The organism is Mesorhizobium sp. Root102, from assembly GCF_001425625.1.
Classification (GTDB): Bacteria; Pseudomonadota; Alphaproteobacteria; order Rhizobiales; family Rhizobiaceae; genus Mesorhizobium.
Map to the genome: position 1 here is coordinate 65,293 of NZ_LMCP01000045.1, position 17,539 is coordinate 82,831.

18 protein-coding genes, 4 pseudogenes and 1 riboswitch are annotated in these 17,539 nt (G+C 63.7%); of the genes and pseudogenes, 8 read left to right on the forward strand and 14 right to left on the reverse strand.

Going from position 1 to position 17,539, the window contains the following annotated elements:
* Positions 1-2 precede the first annotated feature (2 nt).
* Together ASD12_RS26630 and ASD12_RS26635 are read right to left on the reverse strand one after the other, a co-directional pair.
* Positions 3-449 (reverse strand): OsmC family protein, encoded by a 447-nt coding sequence (locus ASD12_RS26630; protein WP_056593651.1) that lies wholly within the window; start codon positions 447-449, stop codon positions 3-5.
* Between the two features lie 33 nt (positions 450-482).
* Positions 483-1,493, reverse strand: a complete 1,011-nt coding sequence (locus ASD12_RS26635) for an NAD(P)-dependent alcohol dehydrogenase (protein WP_056593654.1) — start codon at positions 1,491-1,493, stop codon at positions 483-485.
* 102 nt (positions 1,494-1,595) lie between these two features.
* On the opposite strand from ASD12_RS26635, the gene ASD12_RS26640 reads away from it, so the two are divergent.
* A complete protein-coding gene (locus tag ASD12_RS26640) occupies positions 1,596-2,204 on the forward strand; it encodes a TetR/AcrR family transcriptional regulator (protein WP_056593657.1) in 609 nt (202 codons plus the stop codon).
* Positions 2,205-2,289: 85 nt separating this feature from the next.
* Here ASD12_RS26640 and groEL (ASD12_RS35620) read toward each other — a convergent pair.
* The 7 genes and pseudogenes from groEL (ASD12_RS35620) to ASD12_RS26660 all read right to left on the reverse strand — a co-directional run.
* Positions 2,290-3,090: chaperonin GroEL (gene groEL / locus ASD12_RS35620; RefSeq protein ID WP_244482990.1), on the reverse strand; the 801-nt coding region annotated here is incomplete at its 5' end.
* A gap of 1 nt (position 3,091) precedes the next feature.
* A pseudogene (gene groEL, locus ASD12_RS35625) lies at positions 3,092-3,969 on the reverse strand (chaperonin GroEL); the annotation flags it as partial.
* 1 nt (position 3,970) lies between these two features.
* Positions 3,971-4,218 (reverse strand): annotated as a pseudogene (locus ASD12_RS35630) (TCP-1/cpn60 chaperonin family protein); the annotation flags it as partial.
* 62 nt (positions 4,219-4,280) lie between these two features.
* Positions 4,281-4,364: pseudogene (locus ASD12_RS34460) on the reverse strand (co-chaperone GroES); the annotation flags it as partial.
* Between the two features lie 16 nt (positions 4,365-4,380).
* Positions 4,381-4,677: a co-chaperone GroES gene (gene groES, locus ASD12_RS34955; protein WP_056594490.1), complete on the reverse strand. Its 297-nt coding sequence runs from the start codon at positions 4,675-4,677 to the stop codon at positions 4,381-4,383.
* A 6-nt stretch (positions 4,678-4,683) separates the two neighbouring features.
* Positions 4,684-4,974, reverse strand: a pseudogene (groES, locus tag ASD12_RS34960) (co-chaperone GroES); the annotation flags it as partial.
* A gap of 176 nt (positions 4,975-5,150) precedes the next feature.
* Complete coding sequence (locus tag ASD12_RS26660; RefSeq protein WP_056593664.1) at positions 5,151-5,777, reverse strand: TetR/AcrR family transcriptional regulator; 627 nt, start codon at positions 5,775-5,777, stop codon at positions 5,151-5,153.
* A 125-nt stretch (positions 5,778-5,902) separates the two neighbouring features.
* On the opposite strand from ASD12_RS26660, the gene ASD12_RS26665 reads away from it, so the two are divergent.
* Genes ASD12_RS26665 through ASD12_RS26675 form a run of 3 tightly spaced genes read left to right on the forward strand, consistent with a single transcriptional unit; the run spans position 5,903 to position 9,525 of the window.
* Positions 5,903-7,090 carry an MFS transporter gene (locus tag ASD12_RS26665; RefSeq protein ID WP_056593667.1) on the forward strand — a complete coding sequence of 396 codons (1,188 nt, stop codon included), beginning with the start codon at positions 5,903-5,905 and terminating at the stop codon, positions 7,088-7,090.
* A 12-nt stretch (positions 7,091-7,102) separates the two neighbouring features.
* On the forward strand, positions 7,103-8,383 hold the full coding sequence (locus tag ASD12_RS26670; protein ID WP_056593671.1) for a D-arabinono-1,4-lactone oxidase: 1,281 nt from the start codon (positions 7,103-7,105) through the stop codon (positions 8,381-8,383).
* Positions 8,380-9,525 (forward strand): DSD1 family PLP-dependent enzyme, encoded by a 1,146-nt coding sequence (locus tag ASD12_RS26675; protein WP_056593674.1) that lies wholly within the window; start codon positions 8,380-8,382, stop codon positions 9,523-9,525. Before ASD12_RS26670 ends, ASD12_RS26675 begins: the two co-directional genes overlap by 4 nt.
* A 4-nt stretch (positions 9,526-9,529) precedes the next feature.
* Here ASD12_RS26675 and ASD12_RS26680 read toward each other — a convergent pair whose 3' ends face one another.
* Entirely contained in the window at positions 9,530-10,363 is an 834-nt protein-coding gene (locus tag ASD12_RS26680; protein ID WP_056593677.1) for an AraC family transcriptional regulator, read from the reverse strand.
* A 280-nt stretch (positions 10,364-10,643) separates the two neighbouring features.
* Positions 10,644-10,851: riboswitch (cobalamin riboswitch) on the forward strand.
* Positions 10,852-10,979: 128 nt separating this feature from the next.
* Between ASD12_RS26680 and ASD12_RS26690 the strand changes: the two genes are divergently transcribed.
* Genes ASD12_RS26690 through ASD12_RS26705 form a run of 4 tightly spaced genes read left to right on the forward strand, consistent with a single transcriptional unit; the run spans position 10,980 to position 14,147 of the window.
* Positions 10,980-11,348 (forward strand): DUF1636 family protein, encoded by a 369-nt coding sequence (locus ASD12_RS26690; RefSeq protein ID WP_348271738.1) that lies wholly within the window; start codon positions 10,980-10,982, stop codon positions 11,346-11,348.
* Positions 11,345-12,133, forward strand: a complete 789-nt coding sequence (locus ASD12_RS26695; protein ID WP_056593686.1) for an ABC transporter ATP-binding protein — start codon at positions 11,345-11,347, stop codon at positions 12,131-12,133. Before ASD12_RS26690 ends, ASD12_RS26695 begins: the two co-directional genes overlap by 4 nt.
* Positions 12,134-12,183: 50 nt before the next feature.
* Complete coding sequence (locus tag ASD12_RS26700; RefSeq protein WP_056593689.1) at positions 12,184-13,131, forward strand: ABC transporter substrate-binding protein; 948 nt, start codon at positions 12,184-12,186, stop codon at positions 13,129-13,131.
* Between the two features lie 29 nt (positions 13,132-13,160).
* The gene (locus ASD12_RS26705; protein WP_082525726.1) at positions 13,161-14,147 is read left to right on the forward strand and encodes an iron ABC transporter permease; all 987 of its coding nucleotides are present in this window, start codon (positions 13,161-13,163) and stop codon (positions 14,145-14,147) included.
* 34 nt (positions 14,148-14,181) lie between these two features.
* Here ASD12_RS26705 and ASD12_RS26710 read toward each other — a convergent pair whose 3' ends face one another.
* The 4 genes from ASD12_RS26710 to ASD12_RS26725 are packed head-to-tail and all read right to left on the reverse strand — an operon-like array spanning position 14,182 to position 17,535.
* Positions 14,182-15,117 (reverse strand): phosphatidate cytidylyltransferase, encoded by a 936-nt coding sequence (locus ASD12_RS26710; RefSeq protein WP_056593695.1) that lies wholly within the window; start codon positions 15,115-15,117, stop codon positions 14,182-14,184.
* Positions 15,117-15,779, reverse strand: coding sequence for a lysophospholipid acyltransferase family protein (locus ASD12_RS26715; protein ID WP_056594495.1), 663 nt, complete (start codon positions 15,777-15,779; stop codon positions 15,117-15,119). The genes ASD12_RS26710 and ASD12_RS26715 overlap by 1 nt, the downstream gene beginning before the upstream one ends.
* Positions 15,776-16,219 (reverse strand): hypothetical protein, encoded by a 444-nt coding sequence (locus tag ASD12_RS26720; RefSeq protein WP_056593699.1) that lies wholly within the window; start codon positions 16,217-16,219, stop codon positions 15,776-15,778. The genes ASD12_RS26715 and ASD12_RS26720 overlap by 4 nt, the downstream gene beginning before the upstream one ends.
* Positions 16,216-17,535 carry a phosphatase PAP2/dual specificity phosphatase family protein gene (locus ASD12_RS26725; protein WP_056594499.1) on the reverse strand — a complete coding sequence of 440 codons (1,320 nt, stop codon included), beginning with the start codon at positions 17,533-17,535 and terminating at the stop codon, positions 16,216-16,218. Before ASD12_RS26725 ends, ASD12_RS26720 begins: the two co-directional genes overlap by 4 nt.
* Between the last annotated feature and the right edge of the window lie 4 nt (positions 17,536-17,539).

Here is a 17,539-nt window from a genome sequence, read left to right on the forward strand (position 1 = left end):
CTTCATTGGCCTTTGATGGCTTCGACGAGCGTCGCCTTGAGGGTGATCTGAGACACGCCGGCAAGGGCCCGTGAGACGAGACAGCCCGCCTTGGCGGACTGTGCAAGGCGCGCGAATTCATCTTCGGCGAGTCCCGCGACCTCTGCCTCGGTTTCGAGCTCGATGCGGGTGATCGTCGGCCCGGCCGCGGTTGCGCCAAGATGCACCCTGGCGACGGTGCTGATGCTTGTCGGGACATGATTGGCGTTGCCCAGTATGGCGCTCAGCGCCATCGAGAAGCAGCCGGCGTGCGCTGCCCCGATCAGCTCTTCCGGATTGGTGCCCGGACCGTTTTCGAAACGCGACGGGAAGGAATAGGCGCCTTCGAAGACGCCGCTGCCGAGCCGTAGGCGCCCGGAACCTTCCTTCAGCGTGCCTTGCCACTCGGCCGAGGCTTCACGAATTGTCATTGTCGTTCTCCCTTGGTTTGAGGAATCGATGGATCAGGCGCCGTCGATGACCACCTTCCCGAAGACGTCACCCTGCTGGAAATAGCGGTAGGCATCGCCGGCCTCGGAGAAGGCAAACACCTTGTCGATGACGGGACGCAGGCGGTGCTGCGAGCCGGCGCGCATCATGGCTTCGAGATTGGTCCGGTTGCCGACGAAGAGGCGGCTGATGGTGACGAGGCTGCGCTGGTAGAGTGCCGCCGGCAGCTGGATCGGCCCGCCTTGCGCATCCTGCAACGTCAGCAGTACGATGTGCCCGTAAAGCGTGCTGGCGATCAGCGACTGCGCGAAGGTCGCCGGGCCACCGGTCTCGACGACGAGATCGATGCCACCGGTCTGGTCGCGGACGGTCGCACCCCATTGCGGTATATCCGATGTCGAAATCACCAGGTCGGCGCCCAGCGCCCGCAGCCTGTCGGCTTTCTCGCCACGCGAGGTGACGGCGACGACACAACAGCCGAGCAGCTTGGCGAACTGCAGTGCAAAGAGCGAGACGCCACCCGAGCCGATGACCAGAACCCATTGGCCGGGCTTCGGAATTCCGGTGCTCGTCACCGCATTCCAGGCGGTCAGGCCGGCGCAGGTCAGCGTCGCCGCCTCATGCCAGTCGAGATGGTCGGGCAGCCGCGCCGCCCATTGTTCGTCGAGAACGGCGTATTCGGTCAGCATGCCGTCCAGCGTGCAGCCGAGCTGGTCGATGAGCCCGGCATTGATGCGGCCGTCGATCCAGCGGGCGAAATAGCTGCCTGTCACGCGATCGCCGACGGCAAGGCGGGTGACGGTATCGCCGATGGCGACAATATCACCGGCCCCATCGCTCAGCGGAACGACGCCGTGGCGCGGCGGCAGCGGATACGTACCGTTGAGGATCATCGTGTCGCGCCGGTTGAGCGAGGTGGCGCGAACGCGCACCACGATCTCATGCGGTTTCGGCTCCGGCTGCGCCGCGTCGCGCATCACCAGGCATTCGGTCCCGCCGGATCCTTCAAGACGGTAGCTGCGCATGTCGATCTCCTCAAGAAGTATGTAGACTGATCTACATATTATGTAGACCGATTGTCATATTCGAGGCAAGGCCTATAATGCTTCCTCCTGACAGAGGTTGACATGGCCAACGACACCCGCACCCGCATACTCGAGACGACTGGGCTGCTTCTCAGGCAGCGCGGCTATCACGGCACCTCGCTCAACGACATATTGAGCGCCAGCGGCGCACCGCGCGGTTCGCTCTACTTCCATTTTCCCGGCGGCAAGGACCAACTGGTCATCGAGGTGACGCGCGGCAGCGTTGCCGACGTGACGGAGAGGCTGGGCGAGGCGCTGGCCGCCGAACGGGATCCGGCGGTGGCTGTCCATCATATCTACCAGTCGGTGGGACGCATGCTGGAGGACAACCAGTTTTCGCTCGGCTGTCCGATCGCGCCTGTCGTGCTGGACTCGCCGACCGACGTGCCGGAACTGGCGGAGTTGTGTCGCTCGGCCTTCGAACAGTGGATAGGCCTGTTGCGAGACGCCTTCGTCAGGGCAGGGGTGCCCGAGCGCCGCGCGCACGCTTTGGCGCTGCTGGTCGAATCGTCGCTGGAAGGGCTGATGGTGATCGCCCGCGCCACCCGCGACCGCGCCCCGGTACAGGCCGTGGCCGACGAGGTCGCGGCGCTGATTGAAGCCGCGGTGCTTGCCGGCGAGGTAAAGCAACGCGCGGATGCCGCCGTATGAGGGGCGGCCAAAACGACCGCTGCGCAAAACAAAAAGGGCGGCATCTCTGCCGCCCTTTCCGTATCTGAAGGCTACTAGGGCTGGATTAGAAATCCATGCCGCCCATGCCGCCCATGCCGCCGCCGCCCATGCCGCCAGGCATGCCGCCGCCAGCCGACTCCTTCTTCGGAGCCTCCGCGATCATGGCTTCGGTGGTGACCAGCAGGCCGGCGACCGAGGCCGCATCCTGGAGAGCGGTACGAACGACCTTGACCGGATCGACGATACCCATGGCGATCATGTCGCCATAGTCGCCGGTCTGGGCGTTGTAGCCGAAGGTCGCGCCCTTGTTCTCAAGGATCTTGCCGGCAACGATCGATGCTTCCGCACCGGCGTTGGCCGCGATCTGGCGGGCCGGAGCCTGCAGCGCACGACGAACGATGTTGATGCCGGCGGCCTGGTCGGCATTGACGCCGGTGACCTTGATGTTGGCCGAAGCGCGCAGCAGCGCGACGCCGCCGCCTGCAACGATGCCTTCTTCGACGGCCGCGCGGGTCGCGTTGAGGGCGTCATCGACGCGGTCCTTCTTTTCCTTGACTTCGACTTCCGTCGCACCGCCGACGCGGATCACCGCAACGCCGCCCGCCAGCTTGGCGAGACGTTCCTGCAGCTTCTCCTTGTCGTAGTCCGAGGTGGTCTCTTCGATCTGCTGCTTGATCTGGGCAACGCGGCCCTGGATCTCGGCCTTCTTGCCGGCGCCGTCGACGATGGTGGTGTTCTCCTTGGAGATCGACACCTTCTTGGCGCGGCCGAGCATGTTGAGGCCGACGTTCTCGAGCTTGATGCCGAGGTCTTCCGAGATGACCTGGCCACCGGTGAGGATGGCGATGTCTTCCAGCATGGCCTTNCCGAGCATGTTGAGGCCGACGTTCTCGAGCTTGATGCCGAGGTCTTCCGAGATGACCTGGCCACCGGTGAGGATGGCGATGTCTTCCAGCATGGCCTTGCGGCGATCACCGAAGCCCGGCGCCTTGACGGCGGCGATCTTCAGGCCGCCACGCAGCTTGTTGACGACCAGCGTGGCCAGAGCCTCGCCTTCGACGTCTTCCGAGATGATGAGCAGCGGCTTGGAGGTCTGCACGACGGCTTCGAGAACCGGCAGCATGGCCTGGAGGTTGGAGAGCTTCTTCTCGTGCAGGAGAATGTAGACGTCCTCGAGCTCGGCAACCATCTTGTCGGCGTTGGTGACGAAGTAGGGCGAGAGGTAGCCGCGGTCGAACTGCATGCCTTCGACGACTTCGAGTTCGGTCTCGGCGGTCTTGGCTTCTTCAACCGTGATGACGCCTTCGTTGCCAACCTTCTGCATCGCTTCCGCGATCATCTTGCCGACCGACTCGTCGCCATTGGCCGAGATCGTGCCGACCTGGGCAACTTCCTCGGAGGTCTTGATCTTCTTGGCGGCCTTGCCGAGCGCCGCGACGACTTCGGTCACGGCCAGATCGATGCCGCGCTTCAGGTCCATCGGGTTCATGCCGGCGGCAACGGCCTTGTGGCCTTCCTGGACGATCGACTGTGCCAGAACGGTTGCGGTCGTGGTGCCGTCGCCGGCGATGTCGTTGGTCTTCGAAGCAACTTCGCGGACCATCTGCGCGCCCATGTTCTCGAACTTGTCCTCAAGCTCGATTTCCTTGGCGACGGTGACGCCGTCCTTGGTGATGCGCGGAGCACCGTACGCCTTGTCGATGATGACGTTGCGGCCCTTGGGACCGAGCGTGACCTTCACCGCNTCGTTGGTCTTCGAAGCAACTTCGCGGACCATCTGCGCGCCCATGTTCTCGAACTTGTCCTCAAGCTCGATTTCCTTGGCGACGGTGACGCCGTCCTTAGTGATGCGCGGCGCGCCGAACGACTTGTCGATGACGACGTTGCGGCCCTTGGGGCCGAGCGTGACCTTCACCGCGTCGGCGAGGATGTTGACGCCGCGCAGCATGCGCTCGCGGGCATCACGGGAGAATTTTACGTCTTTGGCAGCCATTTTTAGCTCCTGGCAAGGGCTTGGAGTAAGCCCGGGAATTCAGTTGACGGTGAGGCCGATAATCAGCCGATGATGCCCATGATGTCGGATTCCTTCATGATCAGAAGGTCTTCGCCATTGAGCTTGACTTCGGTGGAATTCAGTTGACGGTGAGGCCGATAATCAGCCGATGATGCCCATGATGTCGGATTCCTTCATGATCAGAAGGTCTTCGCCATTGAGCTTGACTTCGGTGCCCGACCACTTGCCGAACAGGATGCGGTCGCCAGCCTTGACGTCCAGCGGGACCAGCTTGCCGGCTTCGTCGCGGGCGCCAGAACCGATGGCGATGATCTCGCCTTCCTGCGGCTTTTCCTTTGCCGTATCCGGGATGATGATCCCGCCGGCGGTCTTGGATTCGGATTCGACCCGGCGAACGACCACGCGGTCATGAAGCGGGCGGAACTTCGACTTTGCCATTTTTTGGATGATGCCCATGATGTCGGATTCCTTCATGATCAGAAGGTCTTCGCCATTGAGCTTGACTTCGGTGCCCGACCACTTGCCGAACAGGATGCGGTCGCCGGCCTTGACGTCCAGCGGGACCAGCTTGCCAGCTTCGTCGCGAGCGCCGGAGCCGACGGCGATGATCTCGCCTTCCTGCGGCTTTTCCTTTGCCGTATCCGGGATGATGATCCCGCCGGCGGTCTTGGATTCGGATTCGACCCGGCGAACGACCACGCGGTCATGAAGCGGGCGGAACTTCGACTTTGCCATTTTTTCTTCCTCGATGAGAACGGTGAGAAACAGTTCCTCCATCCGGCGGCGCCGGACATGTGGTTAGCACTCACCAATGGCGAGTGCTAACGTGGCGCTGAAATAGGCTGGCGGCCTGCCAGAGTCAAGGCGCGTGGCACCGACCGGGAGTGTGAAATTTTTCTACGGATCGAGGCTTACAGAAACAACCGCAGCTGCGTGTGAATGATCGAACGATAATCTTCGATGGTCCGGCGGCTTTCCGCTTCGCCCTCGGCAAGCGCCAGGCGCACCACACCGCCGGCGAGCTGGAAGATCAGGAGAACCATGCGTTCGAACTGCTCGCGCTTCTGAGGCTCGATCAGGGCGATGACGTGGTCGCAGAACATTTTGGCTTGGTGTCGGGTTTCGGCAATGTCGAGGTTCTTGAGCGCCTTGTCGGCCTGGATGGCGTTCTGCAGATCCTGGATGGCCGGATCGCCGGCGACGCGGCTGAGATAGTCGTCAAGCAGCCGGTCGGCGGCCACGATCACGTCCTTCGCTTCGCGGATGTCGGTGATGATCGCCGTCAGCCTTGCGCGGCTGACCTCTGAAAACCGCTCATAGAGCATCGCCAGGATCGCCGATTTGTTGGGAAAATAATGGTAGACGGTGGCGATCGGCCCGCCCGCCAGCATGCCGACCTCCTTCATGGTGACGGCGTCGATGCCTTTCTCGCCGATCAGCCGCATGGTCGTCGACAGGATCGCATCGATGCGCTCGCGGCTGCGTTCCTGCTTGGGCCTGCGCCTGGGCTCGGTCGCCATTCTCTTCACGTCCGTCATGCACCGATCTTTCGCACGGGTTTTTCAAATTCCGGTTGACAAGAAATATGATCAAGTATCAGCTTCTGAAATGCTGACAGGTTGTCAGCTTTTTTGCCGCGCGGCAAGGACGTTGGGAGGCGCCTTTGGCTTCGACAGAAACCGGCCACGCAGGCAATGGCGACTGGCTGGTCGGCAATCCGACCGGCAGGCAGCTAGCCGCGGCCCTGTGGATCGGTTCGGTCGGCCTGCTCATTCTCGGGCTGCAGCCCGTGCTGCTCGGGGCCCTTTACACCGAGGGCCATGTCAGCGGCGATGAACTGGCGCTGGTCGCCACAGCCGAGATGATCGCCATTGCCATCGGTTCAGCTGTCGTGGCGATGCTGCTCTCGGCACACAACATGCGCTGGAAAAGCGCCGCCCTTCTGTTGCTGCTGGCGCTGGCCAATGTGTGGACGGCCCATGCCGCAAGCGCCAACACGCTGATTGCGGCCCGCGCCCTGGCCGGGCTCGCCGAAGGCGGTCTGGTCGCGGTCGCCACCGAACTGATCGCCCGTTCGCGGCGCGCCGAGCGCATCGGCGGCCTTTTCGTCACCATGCAGACGCTGGCGCAATGCGCGCTTGCCCTGATGCTGGCGCTTTATGTCATTCCGGCCGCCGGGTCGGCAGGCGGCTTCATCGTTCTTGCCGTCGTCTGCGTGGCGTCGCTGGCGGTCGCCTTCACCGTACCCGGTGACTATGCCGACCTGCCCAAGGACGAGAATCTGGCCAATGTGCTGACGGTTCCTTCCCTCACTGCGCTGCTGTCGGTCTTCTGCTACTTCATGTTCTTCGGCGCGGTCTGGGCCTTTCTGGAGCCGCTTGGCGCACAATACGGCATCGATGGCCGCACCGTCGGCCTGATCGTCTCGGCCAGCCTCGCCGTGCAGGTCCTGGGCGCAATGACGGCCACCGTGTTCGAGGCGCGCATCGATTATCGCGCTGCCATCGCCACGATCGGTGTCGTGGCGCTTGCCTGCTCCCTGGTGCTGGCCGGTGGACCTGGCCTCACCACATTCTGGATCGCAGCTCTGGTCATGGGCTTCATCCTCTTGTTCATCGTGCCCTACCAGATCCGGCTGGCGATCACCGCCGACGAGACGCGCACCGCCGTGCTGCTGGTGCCGGCGGCCCAGCTGTTCGGCCTGGCGATCGGGCCGATCGCGGCGTCATTGCTGATCGATGGCAAGGATTACCGGCCGGTGCCGGAATTTGCTGCCGCCAGTACCGTAGCCAGCGTGGCGCTGCTCGGTCTGTTCATTCTCGTGTCGCGGCGTCGCCGCGCTGTTGCCTGAACTGGGGGCGCCATGTCGAACAGCTGGAGCAACTGGTCGGGCTTTGTCACTGCCGAACCGCTGCTGATCGCCAGCCCCGGCGATGCCGGCGAACTGGGTGATCTCATTCGTACCGCACCCGGCCCGGTCCGCGTCGTTGGCGCCGGTCATTCCTTCACGCCGCTGGTGAAATCGCAGGGCACGATCCTGTCCCTGGAAAGACTGGAAGGGTTGGTTTCGCACGACGCCGAAAAACATCAGGCGCGGGTGCGGGCAGGGACCCGGCTCGGTCCGCTGATGCACATCCTGCAGGGCATTGGCCAGGGCCTGCCCAACATGGGTGACATTGACCGCCAGGCGATCGGCGGCGCCCTGGGTACCGCCACGCACGGCTCGGGACCGACACTCGGCGCTTATCACACGCAGCTGGAGACGGTGCGGATCGTCGACGGGCTTGGCAAGGTCCGCGACTTCAAGCGGGCGGGGGATCAGGACATGATCCACGCCATCGGCGTCGCGCTCGGCGCCTTCGGCGTGCTCAGCGAAGTGACGTTGAACAACATCGCGACCTACCGGCTGCGTCGCCGCAAATGGGTGCTGCCGATCGCCCACATGCTGCGCGATTTCGAGATGATGATGGCCGCGCATCGCTCGGCCGAATTCTACTACATTCCGTTTTCCGGCTATGCACAGTTCATAGCCAGCGACCTCAGCGACGCAGCACCCACCGCGCGCCCGCCGGAGCAAGACGAGGCGGGTTTGAGGACGCTGCGCAGGCTGCGCACCGCGCTTGCCTGGCTGCCATCGCTGCGCCGCCGGCTGATCCTGGGCGCCGTCGCGAAAGTGCCGGCCGAGGACTATGTGCAGGACTGGCTCAACGTCTATGCCAGTGACCGCCAGACCAAATTCAACGAGATGGAATATCATCTGCCGTTCGAGGAGGGACCGAAGGCGCTGGCCGAGATCATCGAACTGACCGAGAAGCGTTTTCCCGAGGTCTATTTCCCGATGGAGGTGCGCTCGGTCGCACCGGATCAATTCTGGCTCTCGCCCTTCTACAACAGGCTAACCTGCTCGATCGCCATCCACCATGACGCGGCGAACGATCCGCTGCCGTTCATGCGGGCGGCCGAGCCGATCTTCCGCAGGTATGGTGGCAGGCCGCATTGGGGCAAGATGCACAGCCTGAAAGCGGCGGATCTGAAAAAGCTCTACCCGCGCTGGGACGACGCCATGGCGGTGCGCCGCGACATCGATCCGGAAAACCGCTTCGTCTCGCCCTACATGGCCGACCTGTTCGGCATCGAGAAATGAGCGCCTATTTTTCCACCCTGTCGGATGCGCTGAAGGAAGCCGGCATCTTCCAGCCCTGCCTGCTGCTCGATCGCGACCGGCTGGACAGCAACATCGCTCTGGTGAAGGGGAGACTGGATCCCGGCCTTGCCGTGCGGCTGGTCGACAAATCACTCGCCTGTCTGCCGCTGCTTGCGCATATCGGCAAGGCGCTTGGCACCAATCACGTCATGACCTTCCATCCGCCGATCAGCGAGGCGGTGCTGAAGACGTTTCCGGATGCCGATCTTCTGTATGGCAAGCCGATGCCGGTCGACGCGGCAAGGGCGGCGCTGGTGAAAGCCGACGCCGATTGGTCGCGTGTCTGCTGGCTGATCGACAGCGACGAGAGACTGGCGGAGTACGACGCGCTCGCTGCCGAACTCGACATCGAACTGCGCATTGCTTTCGAGATCGACGTCGGGCTGCATCGCGGCGGGTTTGCTGATCCCGAAACCTTGTCGAGGGCATTGAGCGCGCTCCATGCTCACAAATGGCTGCATTGCGAAGGCGTCATGGCCTACGAGGCGCATGCGCCGCTCATTCCTGGTCTGTTCGGCGGGCCGACGAAAGCCCTGGCAAAGGCGTCGGCGCAGGCCACGGCGTTCGTCGCTTGTCTCGGGGCCGACCAGCGCCGCATCCTGAACATCGGCGGCAGCAAGACCGCGCTGCTTCATCATGGCGGTGTCGCCAATGAAGTGTCGATGGGATCGGCCTTCGTGCTGCCCAGCGACTTCGATACATCAGGTCTCGAAGGCTTCCAGCCGGCGGCCTTTATCGCGACGCCGATGCTGAAAGTGGTCGAGCCAATGCTGCCCGGCCCGCCGGCTGTCACCCGCGCGCTGCAGGCGATCGGCCGGTTTCCCCGCAAGGGCTGCTACCTCTATGGCGGCAAGTGGATGGCCGAGCCGGTGTTCCCCCAAGGCATGACGACGAGCGGCTTGCTCGGCCTGTCCTCCAACCAGCAATTCATGGGCTTGCCGGCCGATGCGCCCGCAAGGCCAGGCGACTACGCCTTCTTGCGCCCGACGCAGAGCGAGGCCGTGCTGCAGCAATTCGGATCGATCGCGGTGTTTGCCGGCGGAAAGGTCACTGATCGCTGGCCGGCGCTGCCGATGGCGTGATCGTCTACCCCTTCACCGGTATCCAGATTTCCAGCCCGCCATTGCCGCTGCGCGGGTCGAATTCGGGACCGTAGCGTTCGAATTCCGGCGCATCTGAAATCTCATGGCCCGAGGCCGGCAGCCATTTGTTCCAGATGGTGTTTACCGTCCGGCGGATGGTCGAGATGTGTTCGCGGTGGGCGAAGACCGCATATTTCTGTGCCGGCACGCGCACCCGGCTGAATTCCTTGGGCAGGTCGGAAAAGTCCGACACTTCGACGCCGGCAATGTAGTCGAAATTGCCGGCATCGTCGCCGTTGACGCAGACGCCATAGGCAACGTCGCCTGTCTCGCCCGGAATGTTGCCGATATAGGGGCCGAAGCGCTGCCATTGCATCGGAATGGCTGCGCTGGTTTCGCAACTGTAGCGTTCGCCGAGGCCGGCGATGAGGAACGGCCGGCTAGGCTCGAAACGCGGCGGTTCGAGGTTGGCAAGAAAGGACTGGTCCATCAGGATCGGCTCCACGAGGTCGAGCTTGTCGAGTGTGCCTTGCGCGCGCACCAGTTCCGGCGTGGTGCCGAACTGATCGCGGAAGGCACGGGTGAACGCCTCATGCGAGTTGTAGCCGGCATCGAGCGCGACGCTGAGGATATCGGGCGCTCCGCCGGCCAGCTTGCGCGCCGCCTCGGTCAAGCGGCGCGAGCGCATGTAGCCCATGACCGAGCGACCGGTTGCAGCCCCGAAAGCCCGCGTCACATGAAAACGCGACACGCCGCTGCTTTGCGCGACATCGTCGAGCGAGATCGCCTCCGGCAGATGGCTCTCGACGAACCACAGCGCTTTCTCGGTCGGGTTCATGGGGCTCCTTTTCAAATGGCTCGATTCACACGTGGCAGGATCATGGTGATGTTTCCCGATGAGGTCAGTTTGATCGAAATTGCGCTCCGCGCAAAACCGAAACGATAGGCCATCGCCTTTGCGTGGAAAGGGGTTGACAGAGTCGGGTCATATTCATAGTAATATGTTATTACATAACAATCAAAGGTGTTGCTTGTTTCCGTCCAGCCATCGATCATACCCATTGCCGGCTTAGCAAACTCAACCCGCAGAAATGCGTTGCGATGCGTTTGGGGGAAATCTACTGTGATTTCGTGATGGTCCCCGAGTCGAAAGGCGAGGGGTGAAAAGGGAACACGGTGAGATCCCCAGGGGTCGAGGCCGTGGCTGCCCCCGCAACTGTAAGCGGCGAGCAAAATCCGCGAATGCCACTGGCCGGCAAGGCTGGGAAGGCAGGATGGCGCAACGACCCGCGAGCCAGGAGACCTGCCATCAGGATGAGTTGACCGGACGGGGTGTGCCGGGAGGAAACGCGAATCTCGGTCTTGTCGGCCGGTTCGCCAGCTTCCTTCCGTCGCCAGTTTTGGAAAGTGACGGAAAGTTGGACGGCTCCATCGATCCCATCCATCGCATCATCGTGTGCACGCTTTGCCGTGACCATGTGACCGGCGTCAGGTCCGGGAACGACCTTTGTACCGATTTGCGCTCCCGACTTTCGGCCCAACATGAACCAGCCGTGGCGAGCGGCTTCGCGGTCGAAGGCGTGGCCTGCATGGCGGGCTGCTCGCGGCCGCTGACGGTCGCCTTCCAGGCGCAAGGCAAGGCTGCCTATCTCTTCGGCTCCATCGACGCGCGAGCCGATGTCGGCGACCTCGTGCGATTCGCCAAACTCTACGCCTCGCTGGCCGACGGCTCGTGCAGTTCCGGTCAGCGCCCGGCGGGATTGGCCGGCAAGACGCTTGCCCGCATCCCCGGTTCGGGCAATCCGGCGGGCAGCAGCCGATGACTGTAGCGCTTCTCGAAGCACGTGACCTCTGCGCCATGGCGAATGGGCGGGATCTGGTCCAGGCGGTCAGCCTGTCGGTGGCCGCTGGCGACCGCCTCGCCATCATTGGCCCCAACGGCGCCGGCAAGACGACGCTGCTGCGCATGCTGTCGGGCATGTTACGGCCAAGCTCCGGCGAGGTGAAGCTAGCCGGGCGTCGGCTGGACAGGATTTCCGCTGCCGAGCGGGCACTGCACATCGCCGTGGTCGGCCAGACCGACCAGCCCGATCCACGGCTGGCGGTGATCGACTATGTCGAGCTTGGCCGCGTCCCGCACGCCGGGCTGCGGCGCAGGAGCCAGGAACGCGACATTGTCGTCGATGCGCTGCGCCGGACCGGCCTGCTGCCGCTGCTTGGGCGCACCATAGGCTCATTGTCGGGCGGCGAGCGCCAGCGCGCCCAACTGGCGCGCGCCATCGCCCAGCAGCCAAAGATCCTGTTACTCGACGAGCCGACCAACCATCTCGACCCGCGCGCCCGCGGCGAACTGCTCGAACTCGTGGCCGGCTTCAGCATGACCGTGATCGCGGTGCTGCACGATCTGGCCCTGGTCGCGCCGTTCGCCACCAGGGTGGCGGTGATGAACCAGGCCCGTCTGCAAGCGCTGGCCGCGCCGCGCGAAGCGCTGACCCAACAATTGATCCGCGAGATTTTCGGCATTGATGTTCTGCGTCTGCGCCATCCGACCGAAGACCGCGAACTGACGGTGTTCGAAGTTCCAAACCGTGGCTCGCCGCCATCCTGATTGAAGCCGTTCCGTATTCGACCCAATCCCATCCACAAAGGAGCAAATTCTTGAAACGCCTAGCCTTTTCGCTTGCCTTCTCGCTGCTGACCCCCACGGCCTTCGCCTTCCCGGTCACGGTCGACAGTTGCGGCAAGCCGCTGACGTTTGACGCACCGCCGAAGCGCGCCGTCATCCATGATCTCAACATGGCCGAGATGGCCTTCGCGCTGAAACTGCAGCCATCGATCGTCGGCCTGACCGGCATCACCGGATGGTACAAGATCGGTCCCGAATTCAAGGCCGAGCAGGGCTCGATCCCGGAATTGGCGCCGAAATACCCGACGCTCGAAAACCTCGTCGCGGTCGAGCCCGATTTCTTCTTCGCCGGCTGGTATTACGGCATGAAGCCGGGCGGCGAGGTGACACCCGACACGCTTGCCCCGCACGGCATCAAGACGCTGGCGCTGACGGAAAGCTGCGTCCATCTCGACAAGAACCGCCCCGCCGCCTCGATGGACCTGCTCTATGGCGATGTCGAAAAGCTGGGCAAGATCTTCGGCAAGGAGGCCGAGGCCGAAAAGCTCGTTTCGGGCTGGAAGACGCAACTCGCCGACATCACCGCCAAGGTCGGCGACCGTAAGGGAACGCGGGTGTTCCTCTATGATTCCGGCGAGGACAAGCCGTTTACCGCAGGCAAGTTCGCCATCCCCAGCGCCATGATATCAGCCGCCGGCGGCGACAACATCATGGCCGACATGGACACCAACTGGGGCAACACGGACTGGGAAACGGTGGCGTCGCGCAATCCACAATTCCTCATCCTGCTCGATTACCAGGATGGTGGCGGCTACAAGAAGCTGCTCGATTTCCTGAAGGCGCATCCGGCCATGAAGGAGACGGACGCGGTCAAGAACGAGCGCTTCGTCGCCCTTCGCTATGCCGAACTGACGCCCGGACCGGCCAACATCGAAGCGATCGACAAGATCGCCAAGGCCATGCATCCGGAAGCGTTCTAACCTTGCGGCACAGGACATTCGCACTGGCCATGCTGGTGGGAGCGGCGGTGATCACCGCTCTCGCTCTGCTGTCGATCGCCTATGGCTCGACGCTGATCCCGTTGACCGATGTCGTTGCCGCGCTTGGCCGTGCAATTGGGCTGGAAGGGCACGACGTGTCCGGGCCGGTTGGCAAGATCGTCGTCGACCTGCGGCTGCCGCGCACGATCCTGGCCATCTGCGTCGGCGCCGGGCTGGGCGTCGTCGGTGCGCTGCTGCAGACGGTGACCCGCAACGACCTTGCCGACCCGTTCCTGTTCGGCCTGTCGTCGGGAGCCGCCGCGGGTGCCGTTTCCGTCATCACCGTCTTCGGCGACAGTTTCGGCATCTGGACGTTGCCGGTCGCGGCCTTCACCGGCGGCATACTGGCTGCCGGTGTCGTCCTGCTGCTGGTCGCGCGGGTGAGGGGGCAAGGCCCGGAGCGGCTGATCCTTGCCGGCCTTGCCGTGTCGTTCATGTTCACCGCCTTGACCAACTATCTGGTCTTTGCCGGCGACCAGCGCGCCGCCCACTCCGTGCTGTTCTGGACGATGGGCGGCCTTGGCCTGGCGCGCTGGGACAATATCTGGTTGGGCGCGCTGGGGGCGGGCACCATCCTGGCTTACGCGCTATGGAACCACCGCCGGCTCGATGCTTTCCTGGCCGGCGAAAACGCCGCCGAAAGCCTTGGTGTGCCGGTGGCGCGGATGCGCAGGATGACGTTTATCGTCGCCGCCTTCTCGACGGCGATCCTTGTCTCTGTCGCCGGCGTCATCGGCTTCGTCGGACTGATGATCCCGCATCTGTCGCGGCCGCTGGCGGGTCCCTTGCATCTGCGCCTGGTTGCCAGTTGTGCCGTCTTCGGCGCGGTGCTTCTGCTGGCAAGCGATCTTCTGGCCCGAACGCTGCTGCCGCCGCAGGAACTGCCGATCGGCATCATCACCAGCTCGGTTGGCGCGTTCTTCGTCGTCACCATGCTCATCCGCAACCGGCTGTGATCGCGGTGGGCAACACTTCGCTAGTTCGGAGCTCTCAGACCGTCCAGAAATAGCGCACGATGTGAAAGAAGACCGGGGCAGCGAAGACCAGGCTGTCGGTGCGGTCCATCATGCCGCCATGGCCTTCGATCAGATGGCCCCAGTCCTTGACACCCTGGTCGCGCTTGATGGCCGAGGCGACCAGCCCGCCGAGAAATCCCATCGAGCAGGCGACGAAGGCCACGGCCGCTGCCTGCAGCGGTGAAAAGGGTGTCACGAACGACAACAGCGCGCCGAGCAGGCTCGCCGACACCAGTCCGCCGATCAGGCCTTCCCAGGTTTTCGACGGCGAGACGTTCGGCGAAAACCGGTGTTTTCCAAACAGCTTGCCGAAGATGTATTGCAGGACGTCGCTGCCTTGCACGACGATAATCAGGAAGGCGATCAGCAACAGGGTGCGGCCTTCGAAGCCTGGCACATTGAGGGTCAGCAGCGCCGGAACATGGCTGACGCAATAGACCGAGATCATCACCGCCCATTGCTGCGCGGCGATCCGCTCGAGGAAGCGTTCGGTGTCGCCATGCAGCGCCGTGATGGCCGGCATCAGCAGGAAGCAGTAGACCGGAATGAAGATGACGAAGAGCCCGTACCAGGCGGTCCACACCAACCAGTATTGAAACGGTATGATGATGCCGAACATGCCAAGCAGCACCCAATGGTCGCTGCGGCGCGTATGCGTCAGCGTCACGAATTCGCGCAGCGCGGCGAAGGAGATCAGCGCGAACAGGATGGTCATGCCGTAGCGGCCGAAGAAGAAGGCGACCGTCATCAGCGCCACCATCACCCACCAGGCGTTGATGCGCTGGGTGAGATTGACCAGCGTCGAGCTCAGCGGCTTCGGCGCCCGCGCCGAAAGGATGGTGGCGACGATGCTGGCGGTGGTCAAAACCGCCAGCAGGCCGATGATCAGAATGGAAATCTCGTGGCGCATCAATCGTCTCGCTCGGGACGCGGGTTGAGCGCTAGAAGCGTGGCGTGGGCGCGCTCGGGAAAGGCGCGGCGTTCTTCGCCCGGGCCAACCGCGACCGGCGCGCCGAAAACCACACGGCACAGCAGCGGGACCGGCAGGAACTGGCCCTTGGGCAGCACCCGCGACATGTTCTCGATCCAGCACGGGATCAGCTCGACCTGTGGCCGCGCCATCGACAGATTGTAGAGCCCGGAGCGGAACGCCAGCAGCGGCTCCTCGGTCATGTTGCGGGTGCCTTCGGGAAACAGGATCAGCGAGTGGCCCTGGTCGAGAACCGACAGCATTATCTCGATCGGGTTCTCCTCAGGCTTCGTCCATTGCCGGTTGATAAGCACGGACGACAGCATGTCCTGCGCGATAAAGCGGCGCAGCCGCGACTTTCCCCAATATTCGCCGGCGGCAACGGCGTGGGTGATCGCACGCTCCTTTTCGCTGAGGCAGGCCGACAGCAGGATGAAGTCGCCATGGCTGGTGTGATTGGCGAAATAGATGCGCTGGCGGTCGGACGGCAGGCTGCCGTTCCAGATCGGACGCACCCCGGTCACCGTCCAGGCCAGCGCCGAAAGGCCGACGGAGGTTATCGTCTGCAGCAAGGTGAAGGTTTTGAGCGAAAGCTTGTTCATCGCGGCGCCCAAAACCCTGCCGCAAGAAGTGCTGCGGCAAACAGGGCCAGGGCGGCGCGCTGCTTGAACAGCAAGCGGCTTGTGCCGGCCATGCGGTCTTCGAGCAGGCGTGTCGTGGACGGGGCGGGCTTCAGGCGCATCCGTGCCAGCATGTCATCCACCGCCGCACCACCGGATGCCTCGTCGTCGTAGCTGGCCATCAACCGGAACAACAGTGCGTCGAACGCCAGAAGCGCCGACAGCGCCAGCACGGCGACAGCGCTCGCGGCGGTGATCGAAAGGGCGACGGCCGCGGGCAAGCTCTCGAAGGCGCCGCGCGCCGAAGCAGCCAGGGGGCCAAGGATGTTTGCGACCACCACGAGTGCAGCAGGCCATGCGGCCTGCTGCATCAGCATGCGGGCGAAGCGATCGGTGCGGTCCTGGTAGGCATTTCCGGTCATGACGCCGCCCGCTCCATGGCAAGATGAACCGGACGGCCAGCGGCCATGAGCATCTCACGGGCAAGCGTCGGCGTCCTGGCCCTGCCGGTCGCCACCAGCCATTCGGCGACGACGCCGGCGCTGCGCTGGAAGCCGAGTGCGCAGCACACCAGCACGGTGCCGTCGCGGCGCGCACTCTCCAGCGCGCCGGCTGCCTGCTGCCGTATCGCCGCCGGCGGCGACATAAGGTCGATCATCGGAAAGCTGATCCAGCGGCAATCGGCTCGCGTCGGCTTTTCAAGTTCGGCGGCGAGGTCGATGATCGTGCCGAAGCTGTTGGCCTCGCGTGCCGTGGGAAAGCGCCCGAGAAAGACGCCGTCGGCAATTGTCACCTGAGGAGCAAGATTGCGCGTCCACGCCCATATGTTTGTCCTGGCGCCAAGGCGGTAAGGCAAGAGCAGGATGCGGCTTGCCAGCGTGATGCTGCCATCACCGGATTTCTGGAACACCTTTGAGCCTGCCCCGGCATAGGCGAAGGCGACGATCGCCAGCGCCAGCGCCGGCCAAAGCAGAAAGAGCGCGACGGCTGAAAAGAAGGCGCCGAGCGCGGTACCCGCCAGCGCAAGGGCAGCGCCCAGCGCATAGAGCTGCGCCAGCCGCCGCGCCTTCGCATCGCTGGCCAGCCGGAAGCCTGAAAACGGCAACGCGCCGCTGCGCGGAAACAGCCACACCGCAAAAAGGCCGAGCAGCGCGCCGGTCGGGATGTCGATGAAGTGATGCTGCCAGGTGGTCAGCACCGAGGCACCGATCAGCAAGCACCAGCCATGCCAGAGCGGCAGGAGGGACCCGCCGAGCCGGTGGCGCCAATGATCCCAGATGATCACCAAAAGGGCGATGTGTAGCGAGGGGGCCTGGTTGAACGGCTTGTCGAAACCGCCGAGCATGGCAAACAGGAAGCCCGGCAGGCCGGTCGTTGCGGGCCGCACAAACGTCGCGGTCAGCGGGAACAGGATGAAGCAGACAACGGCGACGATCTGCGCGGTAAGATACCGTCCGGCCAGACGGTCGACCCCTTGCCTCGTGTCGTTGAGCAGCAGCGACAGGCCGTAGAACAGGTTGATCGACCAGTAAGGCACGATGGTCCAGGCGATGAACGGGATGCTGTGTTCCCAGGAGAACACGATGCTGCCGACGTCGTCGCGCCGCGACGCCAGCCAGTTGGCGAAGCCGTAGCTGAGGTAGAAGATTGGCGCCAGGAAGGCCAGCCAGAGGGCTGCCCTGACGACCACCCGTCCATAAGGCTCAGTGCGCGCGGCCGATGCAAGCGATGAGACCATGCTG